This window comes from Serratia sp. FGI94 (assembly GCF_000330865.1).
GTDB lineage: Bacteria > Pseudomonadota > Gammaproteobacteria > Enterobacterales > Enterobacteriaceae > Serratia_B > Serratia_B rubidaea.
In genome coordinates this window covers 4,645,503-4,661,556 of sequence record NC_020064.1, presented here as the reverse complement: position 1 = coordinate 4,661,556, position 16,054 = coordinate 4,645,503, and the positions used below count along the sequence as shown (strand labels likewise).

The 16,054-nt window shown below is 60.8% G+C and carries 14 protein-coding genes; 11 read left to right on the top strand and 3 right to left on the bottom strand.

Translation table 11 applies throughout. The features are described 5' to 3' along the window. The first annotated feature begins 54 nt into the window (after positions 1 to 54). The 9 genes from D781_RS21290 (at position 55) to D781_RS21255 (ending at position 9,325) form a co-directional block, all read left to right on the top strand. Positions 55 to 1,287, top strand: coding sequence for an MFS transporter (locus tag D781_RS21290; RefSeq protein WP_015962289.1), 1,233 nt, complete (start codon positions 55 to 57; stop codon positions 1,285 to 1,287). A gap of 133 nt (positions 1,288 to 1,420) precedes the next feature. Next, on the top strand, positions 1,421 to 1,519 hold the full coding sequence (ilvL, locus tag D781_RS23115) for an ilv operon leader peptide (RefSeq protein ID WP_015962288.1): 99 nt from the start codon (positions 1,421 to 1,423) through the stop codon (positions 1,517 to 1,519). A gap of 142 nt (positions 1,520 to 1,661) precedes the next feature. Continuing rightward, the gene (gene ilvG, locus D781_RS21285; RefSeq protein WP_015962287.1) at positions 1,662 to 3,308 is read left to right on the top strand and encodes an acetolactate synthase 2 catalytic subunit; all 1,647 of its coding nucleotides are present in this window, start codon (positions 1,662 to 1,664) and stop codon (positions 3,306 to 3,308) included. Further along, complete coding sequence (gene ilvM / locus D781_RS21280) at positions 3,305 to 3,571, top strand: acetolactate synthase 2 small subunit (protein WP_015962286.1); 267 nt, start codon at positions 3,305 to 3,307, stop codon at positions 3,569 to 3,571. Before ilvG ends, ilvM begins: the two co-directional genes overlap by 4 nt. Before the next feature lie 20 nt (positions 3,572 to 3,591). Continuing rightward, the gene (locus D781_RS21275; protein ID WP_015962285.1) at positions 3,592 to 4,518 is read left to right on the top strand and encodes a branched-chain amino acid transaminase; all 927 of its coding nucleotides are present in this window, start codon (positions 3,592 to 3,594) and stop codon (positions 4,516 to 4,518) included. A 113-nt stretch (positions 4,519 to 4,631) separates the two neighbouring features. After that, positions 4,632 to 6,482, top strand: coding sequence for a dihydroxy-acid dehydratase (ilvD, locus tag D781_RS21270; protein ID WP_015962284.1), 1,851 nt, complete (start codon positions 4,632 to 4,634; stop codon positions 6,480 to 6,482). Positions 6,483 to 6,487: 5 nt separating this feature from the next. Then, positions 6,488 to 8,032 (top strand): threonine ammonia-lyase, biosynthetic, encoded by a 1,545-nt coding sequence (gene ilvA / locus D781_RS21265; protein ID WP_015962283.1) that lies wholly within the window; start codon positions 6,488 to 6,490, stop codon positions 8,030 to 8,032. 37 nt (positions 8,033 to 8,069) lie between these two features. Beyond that, positions 8,070 to 8,603, top strand: a complete 534-nt coding sequence (locus D781_RS21260; RefSeq protein ID WP_015962282.1) for a hypothetical protein — start codon at positions 8,070 to 8,072, stop codon at positions 8,601 to 8,603. Between the two features lie 20 nt (positions 8,604 to 8,623). After that, on the top strand, positions 8,624 to 9,325 hold the full coding sequence (locus D781_RS21255) for a DUF2461 domain-containing protein (protein WP_015962281.1): 702 nt from the start codon (positions 8,624 to 8,626) through the stop codon (positions 9,323 to 9,325). Positions 9,326 to 9,338: 13 nt separating this feature from the next. Here the strand turns inward: D781_RS21255 and ilvY are convergent, their stop codons facing one another. Beyond that, on the bottom strand, positions 9,339 to 10,220 hold the full coding sequence (gene ilvY, locus D781_RS21250) for an HTH-type transcriptional activator IlvY (protein ID WP_015962280.1): 882 nt from the start codon (positions 10,218 to 10,220) through the stop codon (positions 9,339 to 9,341). Between the two features lie 169 nt (positions 10,221 to 10,389). Between ilvY and ilvC the strand changes: the two genes are divergently transcribed. Further along, positions 10,390 to 11,865, top strand: coding sequence for a ketol-acid reductoisomerase (gene ilvC, locus D781_RS21245; protein WP_015962279.1), 1,476 nt, complete (start codon positions 10,390 to 10,392; stop codon positions 11,863 to 11,865). 141 nt (positions 11,866 to 12,006) lie between these two features. On the opposite strand, the gene D781_RS21240 is transcribed toward ilvC, so the two are convergent. Continuing rightward, positions 12,007 to 12,939, bottom strand: coding sequence for a sugar kinase (locus D781_RS21240; RefSeq protein ID WP_015962278.1), 933 nt, complete (start codon positions 12,937 to 12,939; stop codon positions 12,007 to 12,009). A gap of 259 nt (positions 12,940 to 13,198) precedes the next feature. On the opposite strand from D781_RS21240, the gene D781_RS21235 reads away from it, so the two are divergent. Further along, the gene (locus D781_RS21235; RefSeq protein WP_015962277.1) at positions 13,199 to 15,241 is read left to right on the top strand and encodes an AsmA family protein; all 2,043 of its coding nucleotides are present in this window, start codon (positions 13,199 to 13,201) and stop codon (positions 15,239 to 15,241) included. A gap of 7 nt (positions 15,242 to 15,248) precedes the next feature. Here the strand turns inward: D781_RS21235 and D781_RS21230 are convergent, their stop codons facing one another. After that, entirely contained in the window at positions 15,249 to 16,010 is a 762-nt protein-coding gene (locus D781_RS21230; protein WP_071823913.1) for a CDP-diacylglycerol diphosphatase, read from the bottom strand. Positions 16,011 to 16,054 lie beyond the last annotated feature (44 nt).

The following is a 16,054-nucleotide window of genomic DNA, read 5'->3' as shown; positions in this document are numbered from 1 at the left end:
CGGCGACAGCCGTTGAACCCCATTCACTTTGTACTCTATGGTAGGAATAACGTTATGTTTGGTTGGACGTCGTTGCAACGCAATGCAGCCATCGCCAGCTTTGCCAGCTGGACGCTTGATGCTTTTGATTTCTTTGTTCTGGTCTTCCTACTCAGCGATATTGCCGAGGCGTTTCACGTCGGTATGGAAGAGGTCACGCTGGCGATTCTGCTGACGCTGGCCGTACGGCCGATCGGCGCGCTGCTGTTTGGCCGCGCGGCGGAAAAGTATGGGCGCAAGCCGATTCTGATGTTGAACATCGTGTTCTTTTCCGTGTTTGAGCTGCTGTCCGCCGCCGCGCCTTCGCTGACTATTTTCCTGCTGCTGCGCGTGTTGTATGGCGTTGCCATGGGCGGCATCTGGGGCGTTGCCTCCTCGCTGGCGATGGAAAGCATTCCGGATCGTTCACGCGGGCTGATGTCCGGTATTTTCCAGGCGGGCTACCCGTTCGGCTATTTGCTGGCGGCGGTGGTGTACGGCACGCTGTTTGAGCTGCTGGGCTGGCGTGGCATGTTCGTAATTGGCGCAGCGCCGATTTTACTGCTGCCGTTTATCTACTACTGCGTGCAGGAGTCGCCGGTGTGGCTGGCGGCGCGTCAACGCAAAGAGAGCACTGCGCTGCTGCCGGTGCTGAAGCAGCATTGGAAACTGTGTATTTACCTGGTTGCACTGATGGCGGCGTTCAATTTCTTCTCTCACGGCACGCAGGATCTGTATCCGGCGTTCTTGAAAGTTCAGCACGGTTTCGATCCCAAAACCGTCAGTATCATCGCGATTAGCTACAATATCGCCTCCATTATCGGCGGCGTATTCTTCGGCGTGCTGTCGGAAAAGATCGGCCGTAAAAAAGCCATTGTTATCGCCGCACTGCTGGCGCTGCCGGTGATTCCGCTGTGGGCGTTTGCCAGCGGCTCGCTGATGTTGGGGATCGGCGCATTTCTGATGCAGTTTATGGTGCAGGGCGCCTGGGGCGTAGTGCCGACCTATCTGAATGAGCTGGTGCCGGCCAACACGCGGGCGGTGCTGCCGGGATTTGTTTATCAGCTGGGTAATCTTATTGCCTCGGTGAATGCGACGCTGCAGGCGAGCATCGCGGAGAGCCACGGCCATAACTACGGCTTGGCCATGGCGATCATCGCCGGTACGGTGGCCATTGTGATTTCGCTGTTGGTGCTGTTTGGCAAGGACACGCGCGGCAAAGCGCTGTCCGGCACGGTCGAATCGGCGTCTGCGCATGTTAACGTTTGAAAAGGCAGCACTTTGTTTGAGGTATGACCAGATTGTGCAGAATAATAACGCAAAAAAAGTATTGTCATGTGAAGTGTGACTATGGTAACTCTGTAGGCATTAGTTCGAAACGAGCACAGTGAACATACCGATTATGAAAGCGTTTGCCCAAGTGATTAGCCTAGTCGTGATTAGCGTGGTGGTGATTATTATCCCACCGTGCGGGGCTGCACTTGGACGAAGAATGGCTTAAAAAACAAGCCGGAATCGCAAGAGAACCCCCGCACCGTCAGGTCCGGGGGTTTTTTATTGGCAAGAGAAAAGTGAAGTGGGGAGCAGAGAGTGAACAACAGAACAAAATCCTGCAATTCTCGAAGTAAGGCGGGGAAATAACTATGAATGGTGCTCAGTGGGTGGTGCAAGCGTTGCGTGCGCAGGGGGTTGATAAGGTTTTCGGCTATCCGGGCGGCGCAATCATGCCGGTGTACGATGCGTTGTATGACGGTGGGGTAGAACACCTGCTGTGCCGTCATGAACAAGGGGCGGCCATGGCGGCAATCGGCTATGCGCGCGCCACCGGTAAAACCGGCGTCTGCATCGCCACCTCCGGCCCCGGCGCCACCAACTTGATCACCGGCCTGGCGGATGCGTTGCTTGATTCCGTGCCGGTGGTGGCCATCACCGGGCAGGTGGGGTCCGCGCTGATCGGCACCGATGCCTTTCAGGAGATCGATGTTCTGGGCCTGTCACTGGCCTGCACCAAGCACAGCTTCCTGGTGGAATCGCTGGACGCGCTGCCTGGCATCATGGCCGAGGCGTTCGCCATCGCCGCCAGCGGTCGTCCTGGCCCGGTGCTGATCGATATCCCGAAAGACATCCAGCTGGCGCAGGCGGATTTACCGCCGCACCTGATGCCGGTCAACGACGAGTGCGACCCGGCGATGGAGGGTATCGAGCAGGCCTACGCCCTGCTGGCGCAGGCGCAAAAGCCGGTGCTGTACGTCGGCGGCGGCGTCGGTATGGCGCAGGCGGTGCCGGCGCTGCGCGCGTTTATCGACGCTACGCAGATGCCGACGGTCGCCACCCTGAAAGGGCTGGGCGCACCGGATGCCGCGCATCCGTACTACCTCGGCATGCTGGGGATGCACGGCACCAAGGCGGCAAACCTGGCGGTGCAGGAGTGCGATTTACTGGTGGCGGTCGGGGCGCGCTTTGACGATCGCGTTACCGGCAAGCTGAACGCGTTTGCGCCGCACGCCAAAGTTATCCACATGGATATCGACCCCGTTGAACTGAACAAGCTGCGTCAGGCGCACGTCGCGCTGCAGGGCGATCTGAAAACGATGCTGCCGGCGCTGCAGCAGCCGCTGGCTATCGGTGAGTGGCAACAGCGCGTCGGCGAGCTGAAAGCGCTGCACGCCTGGCGCTACGACCATCCCGGCCAGCTGATTTACGCGCCGCTGTTGCTCAAACAGCTGTCGGAGCGCATGCCGGCCAATACGGTGGTCACCACCGACGTCGGGCAGCACCAGATGTGGAGCGCCCAGCATATGACGTTCGAGCGGCCGGAAAACTTCATCACCTCCAGCGGGCTGGGCACCATGGGCTTTGGCGTGCCTGCCGCGGTCGGCGCGCAGATCGCCCGGCCGCAAGATACGGTGATCTGCGTATCGGGCGATGGCTCCTTCATGATGAACGTGCAGGAGTTGGGCACCATCAAGCGCAAGCAGCTGCCGGTGAAGATCGTGTTGCTGGATAACCAGCGTCTGGGCATGGTGCGCCAGTGGCAGCAGCTGTTCTTTGACGGGCGCTACAGTGAGACCAACCTGTCCGATAACCCCGATTTCCTGACGCTGGCCAGCGCGTTCGATATTCCCGGCCAACGCATTACCCGCAAAGACCAGGTGGCGGAGGCGCTCGACGCGCTGTTAAACAGCGACGGGCCGTATCTGCTGCAGGTGGCGATTGATGAACTCGAAAACGTCTGGCCGCTGGTGCCGCCGGGCGCCGGCAACGAAACCATGTTGGAGAAAGTATCATGATGCAGCATCAACTCTCGATCCAGGCCCGTTTTCGTCCTGAAATGTTAGAGCGCGTATTGCGTGTCGTACGTCATCGCGGCTTCCAGGTTTGTGCTATGAATATGGCGTCGGGCCTGAACAGCGACCGAATCAATATTGAATTGACCGTTGCCAGCCAGCGCTCGGTAGATTTACTGTCATCCCAGTTAAATAAATTGATGGATGTCTCCAGCGTGGAAATCCAGCAGCAACACAACAACACATCACAACAAATACGCGCCTAAGGCGCGAGAAGGAAAGAACAATGACGAAGAAAGCCGATTATATCTGGTTCAACGGTGAGATGGTTCCTTGGGCCGAGGCGAAAGTACACGTGATGTCGCACGCCTTGCATTACGGCACGTCGGTGTTTGAAGGGGTACGTTGCTACGACTCCCATAAAGGTCCGGTGGTGTTCCGTCACCGTGAACATATGCAGCGCCTGCATGATTCGGCGAAGATCTACCGCATGCCGGTCTCCCAGAGCGTGGATGAGCTGATGGAAGCCTGCCGCGCCACGCTGCGTAAAAACAATCTGGTCAGCGCCTATATCCGTCCGCTGGTCTTTGTCGGCGATGTCGGGATGGGCGTTAACCCACCGGCCGGCTACAAGACAGACGTGATTATCGCGGCGTTTCCTTGGGGCGCGTATCTGGGTGAAGAGGCGCTGGATCAAGGTATCGATGCGATGGTTTCCTCTTGGCAGCGCGTGGCGCCAAATACCATTCCGACCGCGGCCAAAGCGGGCGGCAACTATCTCTCTTCGCTGCTGGTGGGCAGCGAAGCGCGTCGTCACGGCTACCAGGAAGGCATCGCGCTGGATGTGCATGGCTACATCTCTGAAGGCGCCGGTGAAAACCTGTTTGAGGTAAAAGACGGCGTGCTGTTTACGCCGCCGTTCACCTCCTCGGCGCTGCCGGGCATTACCCGCGACGCGATTATCAAACTGGCGAAAGATCTGGGCATTGAAGTGCGTGAGCAGGTGCTGTCGCGCGAATCGCTGTACCTGGCCGACGAAGTGTTTATGTCCGGCACCGCGGCGGAAATCACGCCGGTGCGCAGCGTCGACGGTATCCAGGTGGGCATCGGCAAGTGCGGGCCGGTCACCAAGCAGATCCAGCAGGCATTCTTCGGCCTTTTCAGCGGCGCCACTGAAGACAAATACGGCTGGCTGGATCCGATTAACCCATAACAAACCGCGCCAGACAGACAACACAACCGCCCCGCACGTGCAGCATCCGGGGAATAAACGGACGGTTCGTTCGCCGTCCGTATAAAAACAGAATTTATTGGAGTGAAAAGAGCATGCCTAAGTTACGTTCAGCCACCACCACCCACGGCCGCAATATGGCCGGCGCCCGCGCCCTGTGGCGCGCGACCGGGATGACCGAGGCCGATTTCGGCAAGCCGATTATCGCGGTGGTCAACTCCTTTACCCAGTTTGTGCCGGGCCACGTGCATCTGCGCGATCTGGGCAAACTGGTTGCCGAACAGATTGAAGCCTCCGGCGGCGTGGCGAAAGAGTTCAACACCATTGCGGTGGATGACGGCATCGCCATGGGACACGGCGGCATGCTTTACTCCCTGCCTTCGCGTGAGCTGATCGCCGATTCGGTCGAGTATATGGTCAATGCCCACTGCGCCGATGCGATGGTGTGCATCTCTAACTGCGACAAAATCACCCCGGGGATGATGATGGCGGCGTTGCGCCTCAATATTCCGGTGATCTTCGTCTCCGGCGGCCCGATGGAGGCCGGTAAAACCAAACTGTCCGACCAGATCATCAAGCTGGATCTGGTGGACGCCATGATTCAGGGGGCGAACCCCAACGTCAGCGACGCCGAGAGTGAACAGATTGAACGCTCCGCCTGTCCGACCTGCGGCTCCTGTTCCGGCATGTTCACCGCCAACTCGATGAACTGTCTGACCGAGGCGCTGGGGCTGTCGCAGCCGGGCAACGGCTCGCTGCTGGCGACGCATGCCGATCGCAAACAGCTGTTCCTTAACGCGGGCAAGCGCATCGTTGAGCTGACCAAACGTTACTACCAGCAGGACGATGAGAGCGCGCTGCCGCGCAATATCGCCAATAAGGCGGCGTTTGAAAACGCCATGACGCTGGATATCGCCATGGGCGGCTCGACCAATACCGTTCTGCACCTGCTGGCGGCGGCGCAGGAAGGCGAGGTGGACTTCACCATGGAAGATATCGACCGCCTGTCCCGCAAGGTGCCGCACCTGTGCAAGGTGGCGCCGAGCACGCAGAAATACCATATGGAAGACGTCCACCGCGCCGGCGGGGTGATCGGCATCCTCGGCGAACTGGACCGCGCCGGTTTGCTGAACCGCGACGTCAGCAACGTTCTGGGTCTGACGCTGCCGCAAACGCTGGCGGCCTATGATGTGATGCTGACTCAGGATGAGGATGTGAAGCAGATGTACGCTGCCGGTCCGGCGGGTATCCGCACCACGCAGGCATTCTCGCAGGACTGCCGCTGGGATTCGCTGGATACCGACCGTAAAGAGGGCTGTATCCGCACCCGTGAGCACGCCTACAGCCAGGACGGCGGGCTGGCGGTGCTGTATGGCAACCTGGCGGAAGACGGCTGTATCGTCAAAACCGCCGGTGTCGACAAAGAAATTCTGGTCTTCAGCGGCCCGGCCAAGGTGTACGAGAGCCAGGAAGATGCGGTGGAAGCCATCCTCGGCGGCAAAGTCGAAGCCGGCGACGTGGTGGTCATCCGCTACGAAGGGCCGAAAGGCGGGCCGGGCATGCAGGAAATGCTCTATCCGACCACCTATCTGAAATCGATGGGGCTGGGCAAGGCCTGCGCGCTGATCACCGACGGACGTTTCTCCGGCGGCACCTCCGGTTTGTCCATCGGGCACGCCTCGCCGGAAGCGGCCAACGGCGGTCTGATTGCGCTGGTGCAGGACGGCGATACGATCGCTATTGATATCCCGAACCGCGGTATCAAACTGGAAGTGGCGGACAGCGAACTGGCGGCGCGGCGCGAGGCCGAACTGGCGCGCGGCGATGCGGCCTGGACGCCGAAATCCCGCGAACGTCAGGTGTCCTATGCGCTGCGCGCTTACGCAACGCTGGCCACCAGCGCCGACAAAGGCGCGGTACGTGACAAGAGCAAGCTGGGAGGCTAAGCGGCATGGCGGTATCACAACCCCTATCAGAGGCCCCCTGCGGGGCGGAGTATCTGCGGGCGGCGCTGCGTTCGCCGGTTTACGAGGTGGCGCAGGTCACCCCGCTGCAGAACATGGAAAAACTCTCCTCGCGGCTGGGCAACGCCGTGCTGGTCAAACGTGAGGACCGCCAGCCGGTGCACAGCTTTAAGCTGCGCGGCGCCTACGCGATGATTGCCGGCCTGAGCGAAGAGCAAAAGGCGCGCGGCGTGATTACCGCTTCTGCGGGCAACCACGCGCAGGGCGTGGCGCTGTCCGGCAGCCGTCTGGGGATTAAAACCCTGATCGTGATGCCGGTCGCCACCGCGGATATCAAGGTGGACGCGGTGCGCGGCTTCGGCGGCGAGGTGTTGCTGCACGGCGCCAATTTTGACGAGGCGAAGGCGAAGGCGGTGGAGCTGTCTCGCCAGCAGGGCATGACCTTTGTGCCGCCGTTCGACCACCCGGCGGTGATCGCCGGGCAGGGGACGCTGGCGATGGAGCTGCTGCAGCAGGACGCCCATCTGGATCGGGTGTTTGTCCCGGTCGGCGGCGGCGGCCTGGCGGCCGGCGTGGCGGTGCTGATCAAACAGCTGATGCCGCAAATCAAAGTGATTGGCGTTGAGGCGGAAGATTCGGCCTGCCTGCGGGCGGCGCTGGATGCCGGACAGCCGGTGGATCTGGCCCGCGTCGGGCTGTTCGCCGAAGGCGTGGCGGTCAAACGTATCGGCGACGAAACCTTCCGCCTGTGCCGTGAGTATCTGGATGACGTGATCACCGTCGACAGCGACGCCATCTGCGCTGCGGTTAAAGACCTGTTTGAAGACGTGCGCGCCATTGCCGAACCGTCGGGCGCGCTGGCGCTGGCAGGGTTGAAAAAGTACGTGCAGCAGCACGATATTCAGGGCGAGCGTCTGGCGCACGTGTTGTCCGGCGCCAACCTGAATTTCCACGGGCTGCGCTACGTATCCGAACGCTGCGAACTGGGCGAGCAGCGCGAAGCCTTGCTGGCGGTGACCATTCCCGAACAGCAGGGCAGCTTCCTCAAGTTCTGCCAGCTGCTGGGCGGCCGTTCGGTCACCGAGTTCAACTACCGCTACGCCGATGCCGACAACGCCTGCATCTTCGTCGGCGTGCGTTTAACGCGCGGCCATGCGGAGCGCCGGGAAATCATCAGCGAGCTGACGGCCGGCGGCTATCAGGTGGTGGATCTGTCCGACGATGAAATGGCCAAGCTGCACGTGCGCTATATGGTGGGCGGCCGCCCTTCCAAGCCGCTGCGCGAGCGGCTGTACAGCTTTGAGTTCCCGGAATCGCCCGGCGCGTTGCTGAAGTTCCTGAATACTCTCGGCACCCACTGGAATATTTCCCTGTTCCATTACCGCAGCCATGGCACCGACTTCGGCCGCGTGCTGGCGGCCTTCGAGCTGGCGCAAAGCGAGCCGGAGTTTGAACAGCATCTGACGGCACTGGGCTATGACTGTCATGATGAAACGGATAACCCGGCGTTTCGTTTCTTCCTGCAGGGCTAGGGCGATCGTTAACCGCCTGATTGCCCAGGGACGCGAGATGGAGCGGCAGATTGCAGCGCGCGATCCTGCCGTGTTTACCGGTGTTGCCCCTGAACTGGAACGGCATTTTCTGACGCCCGGCCAACGGCTTTCCCCGCCGGGGGTTGGCAATGTCATGGGGCTGATGATTGGCCTGACATTCGGCGTAGCGGGCGTGATGGGCATGATGGCTGATGTGGCGTTTGCCTTCACGAACGTGTCGCCGGCGGTGGCGCTGTTGGGCAGCGGCGGCATATTGGCGGTATGGATGTCGTTAATCCTGCTGCAACTGACGCAGGGTAAAAACAGCGGCGTGCTATTGTTGAAATATTATCTGCTGTTGTTGGCGGTTGCGTTGCTGGCCGCGCTGTTTGCCTGGGGGGGTGGCGTCTCCGGTTTCTTCAGCGTGGCGCTGCTGTCGCTGGGCGTTGCAGGCGGATTTATTTTCAGTCATCGAACAATTTTTTATCTGTATGTGACTTATTTTCGCAGCCGGCGCCGGGTCTTTGTTAAACGGCGTTGGCAAATGGCTGATATTCGTCGCGGCAGATAGCGCAAGCAGCAGGAGAAGCCATGGCGCAGCAGTTTGCCGGATTTAGTCAGCAGGGATTGGACTTCCTGCAGCAGGTGCGGATTGAAAACGACAAAGCGTGGTTTGAGGCGCACCGCGCGCTGTACGAACAAACGCTGTTAACGCCGTTTCGCAGGCTGGTGGAACAGCTGGCGCCGGCGATGCTGGCGATCGACCCGCAGTTTGAGACCCGGCCGGCGATCGGCAAAACGCTGTCGCGTATTCACCGCGATACGCGTTTTTCCCACGATAAGTCCCGCTACCGCAGCCGCATGTGGCTGACCTTCAAACGGCCGAGCAAAGACTGGAAAGACGCGCCGGTCTATTTCTTTGAGCTGGGGCCGGACATGTTGCGCTACGGGCTGGGTTATTACAGCGCCAACAAGCCGACGATGGATCTGTTCCGTCATACGTTGCAGCGGCAGCCGCAGCAGTTTCTGGCGGCGGCGGCCTGCTGCCGGCCGCCGTTCGAGCTGGTGGGCGAGAGTTACAAACGTCCGCTGGTCAAAGGGCAGGCGGCGGAGATTGCCCACTGGTATCAGCGCAAATCCTTCGCGGTGATGGCCAGCGATCGTCAGGTGGAAAAACTGTTCAGCGCCGATTTGGCGCCGATGCTGACGCAGGCTTTCCAGCAGTTGGAGCCACTCTACCACTGGCTGATGAAAGTGGAGGCGATGAAGCAGATCGACCCGGCCGACCTGTAGCCGTCGCGCGGCGCTACAGCAGGCGCCAAAACGCTTCGATCAGCGGGTCGCCAAGGCGTTTGCGCTGTACGCAGACCCCCAGTTCAAACGGCTCCACCATCGAGATATTGTCCAGCTGCGAGATACGGTTGCGCACCGGCTCCGGGCTGTTGTCCACCACCACGCTGGGGATCAGCGCGATGCCGCAGCCCAGCGCCACCATCGAGACGATGGCCTCGTGGCCGCCGACGGTGGCGTAAATCAGTGGGTTGCTGATGCGGTGCCGGCGGAACCACAGCTCGATGCGTTTTCGCGACGGGCCGTGCTCCGGCAGGATAAAGGGAATATTGGCCCAGTCGGGCTGTTCGGCAAAGGCCTGGGCGCGCACCGCGCACGGCAGCGCCGGCGCAATCAGCACCAGCGGAATTTCGCCGATTTTGGTGAAATCGACGCTGCCCGGCAGGCTTTCCGGCCGGCCGGCGATGCCGAGGTCCGCCTCATTGGACTGGATTTTATCCACCGCATCGGCGGCGTCGCCGGTGGTGAGTTTGATTTCCACCAGAGGATGCTGGGCGCGAAAGCGATCGAGGATCGGCGGCAGATGGCTGTAAGCGGCGGTCACCGAGCAGAACAGGCGCAGTTCACCGCTGAGCGACGGGCCATGCTGGCCGAGCGCGTGCTTGAGCTGCTGATACTGCAGCAGCGTCTGCTGGGCGAACACCTTCAGCAGTTCACCGGCGTCGGTCAGCTGCACGGTGCGGTTGTCCCGCAGAAACAGCGGCTTGCCGACGCCCTCTTCCAGCCGCTGAATCTGGCGCGACAGGGTGGAGGGACTGACGTGCATCGCCTTGGCGGTGCGGCCGAAATGGCGGCTTTCCGCCAGATGCAAAAACAGCTTTAAATCGCGTAAGTCCATATTAGTATGCTCGCAGCGATGGTGTTGCATAAATTGCAACGTGATGTTCTTAATATATCAATTTAAGCAACGCAAATCCTGTTATACATTGAGCTTAACGAATCTCCGCACAGACAGGGCGGGGAATGAAAATAACATGCAATACACAACATCTAACTGGAGTAGCACCATGGCTAACTATTTCAACACATTGAACCTGCGTCAGCAGCTGGCGCAATTGGGTAAGTGTCGCTTTATGGCGCGCGACGAATTTGCCGATGAGGCGGGCTACCTGAAAGGGAAAAAAGTGGTGATTGTCGGCTGTGGCGCTCAGGGTCTGAACCAGGGCCTGAACATGCGCGACTCCGGCCTGGACGTGGCGTACGCTCTGCGTCAGGAAGCGATCGACGAAAAACGCGCGTCATGGCGCAAGGCCACCGAGAACGGCTTTAAAGTGGGCACCTATGAAGAGCTGATCCCGCAGGCCGATCTGGTGGTTAACCTGACGCCGGACAAGCAGCACTCTTCCGTGGTGCGCGCGGTGCAACCACTGATGAAAGACGGCGCGGCGCTGGGCTACTCGCACGGTTTCAACATCGTTGAAGTGGGCGAGCAGGTGCGTAAAGACATCACCGTAGTGATGGTGGCGCCGAAGTGTCCGGGCACCGAAGTGCGTGAAGAGTACAAACGCGGTTTCGGCGTACCGACGCTGATCGCCGTACACCCGGAAAACGATCCGAAAGGCGAGGGTATGGCGATCGCCAAGGCATGGGCGGCGGCGACCGGCGGCCATCGCGCCGGCGTGTTGGAGTCTTCCTTCGTGGCAGAAGTAAAATCCGACCTGATGGGCGAGCAGACCATTCTGTGCGGTATGCTGCAGGCAGGCTCGCTGCTGTGCTTCGATAAGCTGGTGGCGGAAGGCACCGATCCGGCATACGCCGAGAAACTGATCCAGTACGGCTGGGAAACCATCACCGAAGCGCTGAAGCAGGGCGGCATCACCCTGATGATGGATCGCCTGTCCAACCCGGCCAAACTGCGCGCCTATGCGCTGTCTGAGCAGCTGAAAACCATCATGGCGCCGCTGTTCCAGAAGCACATGGACGACATCATCTCCGGCGCGTTCTCCAGCGGCATGATGGCCGACTGGGCGGAGGACGACGTGAAGCTGCTGACCTGGCGTGAAGAGACCGGTAAAACCGCATTTGAAAACGCGCCGCAGTTTGAAGGCAAAATCAGCGAGCAGGAGTACTTTGATAACGGCGTGCTGATGGTGGCAATGGTGAAAGCGGGCGTTGAGCTGGCGTTTGAAACCATGGTGGATTCCGGCATCATCGAAGAGTCGGCGTACTATGAGTCGCTGCACGAGCTGCCGCTGATCGCCAATACCATCGCCCGTAAGCGTCTGTATGAAATGAACGTGGTGATCTCCGACACCGCCGAGTACGGCAACTACCTGTTTGCCAACGCTGCGGTGCCGCTGCTGAAAGAGTTTATGACCACGCTGCAGGCGGGCGACCTGGGCAAAGCCGTCGCGGGAACCGCGGTGGACAATGCTCAGCTGCGCGATGTCAACGAAGCAGTGCGCAACCACCCGATCGAAGCGGTAGGCCGCAAACTGCGCGGCTATATGACCGATATGAAACGCATCGCCGTAGCAGGCTAAGCGTCGCAGCAAGCATGGAAAGCCGGCAGAGAGTGCCGGCTTTTTTATTGGCTGACGTTCTGCGGCGGCGTAATTAACCGCTGTTCAATCCCCAGCCGTATCTTACCTGCAGGCACGTCGGTGCCCGCATCCATCGCGCTGTCAGGCCGGCATCGCCGCCGGCGGAATAATCGCGCCGCGGTGCTGAATCACCGTGCTGGCGGTCAGATGGCCGCGCTCCGCCGCCTGCTGTGGCGTACCGCCGCTGAGGCGCACGGCGAGATAGCCGGCGCTGAAGGAGTCGCCGGCGGCGGTGGTGTCAACCACCTGTTCCCGCGCCAGTTTCACCGCCGCGACCTCCAGCGGCGTCTCATCATGCAGATAGACCAGACAGGCGTCGGCGCCGCGTTTGATCGCGATCTCCCGCACGCCGAAACCGCGGGTGCGCTGCACCACCTGTTCCACCGGCAATGCCCCCCATAACGCATCCTCATCGTCCAGCGTCAGAAACGCGGTGTCGGTGCAGGACAGCATCTCGCGATAGGCCTGCTGCGCTTCGTCCCGGTCTGCCCACAGCCGCGGGCGATAGTTATTGTCGAAAATGACCTGGCCACCGTTGGCGCGGCATTGGCGCAGCAGCGCCATCAGTTTGCCGCGCGCGTCGGCGGACAGGATCGCCAGGCTGATGCCGCTGAGATACAGATAATCAAACTGCGCCAGCCGGTGGCAAATGGCGTCGGCCTGCGGGCCGTCGAGCCAATAGCGTGCGGCGGCGTCATTGCGCCAGTAATAGAAGGTACGCTCGCCGGCCGCGTCGGTTTCAATCACGTACAGCCCCGGCAGTTTATCCGCCAGCTGCTGCACCAGGGTGGTGTCGATCTCTTCCTGCTGCCAGGCGCGCAGCATTTCCTGACTGAAACTGTCGTTACCGAGCGCGGTGACATAGTGGACGTTCAGCGCCTGGCGCTGCGTCTGACGGGCAAGATAGACGGCGGTGTTGAGCGTATCGCCGCCAAAACCACGGCTGAGGGCGGCGCCGTTCTGCGACAGCTCAATCATGCATTCGCCGATTACGGCAATATTTTTGCAAGTCATGCTAATCCCTGAATAAAGGTGGGCGGGGTTAATGCCAGTCTTACGGTTGGGAGGCGAGGAGTCAATAGAAATGAAATGGTGTTTTAATTTGTTTTTTGCGGCGATCGCCAAACGATCGGTTAGCGCCGGTTAACGTGCGCGACGGGCAGCGCAGGCCAAAAGGGTGAAGTCTGCCTTATCCTTAACTAGGCTTAGGGAGAGCGGCCGCTAATCAATTAGCACAAACCGGCCGTACGCAACGGATAGTAGGGAAGTGACGATGAGCAAAACGGGAAAAATAATCAGCGGGATCGGCGGCATGGTGCTGTTGGTCATGGTCGTGCTGGTGGTCTTTATCGCCACCTTCGACTGGAATCGCCTCAAGCCGACGATTAATGACAAAGTCTCTGCCGAACTGCAGCGACCGTTCGCCATCCGCGGCGATCTCGGCGTGGCGTGGCAGCGTAAACAGGAAGAGGGCGGCTGGCGCGCCTGGGTGCCGTGGCCGTATATCCATGCGCAAGATATTGTGTTGGGCAACCCGGACACTATTCCCGGCGATCATATGGTCAGCCTGCAACGTGCCGAACTCAGCATCGCGCCCCTGGCGCTGCTGAGAAAAGAAGTGCTGATCCCGCGCATCTGGCTGCAGCGTCCCGATGCGCAGTTACGGCGTCTGGCCAACGGTGAAAATAACTGGACGTTCAACCTCGCCGGTGCCGGGCAGGATGGGCAGAGCGCGGCGTCCGACTGGTCGGTGAATATTCACGATATCGTGTTCGACCGCGGGCAGATAGCGTTTAAGGACGCCACGCTGAAGGCGGATTTTCATGCGGTGATCGACCCGCTGGGCAAGCCGCTGCCGTTCAACCAGGTCACCGGCAAGAAAGATAAGGGCCAGGTGATTACGCCGGATTATGTGTTTGGCTGGCAGGTAAAAGGTAAGTATAACGGCGAGCCGCTGAGCGGCAGCGGTAAAATCGGCGGCATGCTGTCGCTGCAGAATGCCGGCCTGCCGTTCCCGCTGCAGGCTGATATTCGCTCCGGCGCGACCCGCGTGGCGGTGGCGGGCACCCTGACCGACCCGTTAAATCTCGGCGGGCTGGATTTACAGCTGAAGTTTTCCGGCGACAGCCTGGGCAATCTGTATGGCCTGACCGGCGTGCTGTTGCCCAATACGCCGCCGTATGCCACCGACGGACACCTGACGGCCCGGCTGCACGAACAAGGCGGTGCGGTGTATCGCTACCAAAACTTCAGCGGCAAAATCGGCGACAGCGATATTCACGGCGACCTGCGCTATGTCGCCAGCCGGCCGCGGCCGAGCCTGAGCGGCAATGTGCTTTCCAAACAGCTGCGCTTCGCCGACCTGGCGCCGCTGATCGGCGCCGACAGCAATACGGCCAAGGCCGGCCGCGGCGAGAAAACGCGGCAGCCGGCGGATAAGGCGTTACCGGTCGAGACGTTCGCCACCCAAAGCTGGGGCGTGATGGATGCCGACGTCAAATTTACCGCCAAACGCATTGAACATGGCGATGCCCTGCCGCTCCGCGATCTGTACACCCATCTGCGGCTGGATAACGGCGCGATCCTGCTGGATCCGCTGCGCTTTGGCGTCGCGGGCGGCAACCTGAACTCAACCGTACGGCTGGACGGCAGCAAGCAGCCGATGCGCGGACGGGTGGATATGCACGCCCGCAACTTCCAACTGAAGAAGCTGCTGCCGAATGTGGAATCGATGAAGCGCAGCCTGGGAGAGCTGAACGGTGATGCGACGTTAACCGGCAGCGGCAACTCGGTGGCGGCGCTGTTGGGCAGCAGCAGCGGCGATCTGCGCCTGCTGGTGAATGACGGCATGATCAGCCGCAGCCTGATGGAGATTCTGGGCCTGAACGTCGGTAACTATCTGGTGGCGCAGATCTTTGGCGATGATGAAGTGGGCATCAACTGCGCGGCGGCGGACGTCGGCGTGCGCAACGGCGTAGCCACGCCGAGGCTGTTTGTGTTCGATACCGAGAACGCCATCATCAACATCACCGGCAACGCCAACTTCGCCAGCGAGCGGCTGGATCTGTCCATCGATCCGGAGAGTAAAGGCATGCGCGTGCTGACGCTGCGTTCGCCACTGTATGTGAAAGGCACCTTCAAGCACCCAGACGCCGGCGTGAAGGCCGGGCCGCTGATTGCGCGCGGTGCGGCCGCCGTGGCGCTGGGAGTGGTGGTGACGCCGGCCGCCGCGCTGCTGGCGCTGGTATCGCCCAGCGACGGCGCCGATAGCAACCAGTGCGGACAGGTTCTCCAGCAGATGAAACAGAAAAAGTAACCGCTTCTCAGGGGCGCGGCTGCAACAGCGTGCAGTCGTGGTCCTGCAGCTCTTCCGCCGAGGCCAGATTGAGGCGCAGCAGATTGCGTTCGGTGGCCAGCAGCAGGAAATCGCCGTTTGACAGGGCGGTCATCGCCAGGCCGTAATGTCCCATCTGTTGGCCGGCTCCGGCGACGCCGCCGGCCAGCAGGCGAAACGCACCCTGCTGCGCCAGTTCGCCCGGCGTCACCCGTCGTACCAGATAGTCGTGCTGCAACAGCCCGCCGGGCAGCGGTTGCCAGCGCGGGGTGAAGGTTTGCTCCGCCTGCGTCAGGCGTTTTTGCACCGCCGGCGCCAGGCAGGAAATATGAATATGCAGCTGGTTTTGCGTGCGGCCGTAGGCGGAGTTGATGGCCAGGGAGACTGCCGCGTCATCAATAGGTTTTCCGTATTTCTCCGCCATAAAGCGGCGCGCCTGCCAGGCCAGCAGAAAGTAGTTGGGCGCCGCCGGCGTCAGCAGTTCAGGGCTCTCAATGCCGGTAATTTTTGCCGTCGGCATCAGCAGGTACTGCAGCGGGCCGTTGCGGTCTTTAAACACCACGGCGCCGTGCTGCAGGTCAACCTGCGCGCAGGGGGCGGGATCGTGATGCTGCTGCTGATTCGGCAGGCACTGCTGGCTGACGATGTGCCACAGCGTGTCAGGATGCGCGGGTTTCAGCCAGAGATAGAGTGCAAGGAGGGCTAATGCCAGTACAAGGAACAGCAGTAACAGCCGGCGGTGCAGTGTCATCATCGGTATCCGGATCGCGTTATCGGGGCAGGTCAAGCAGGCAG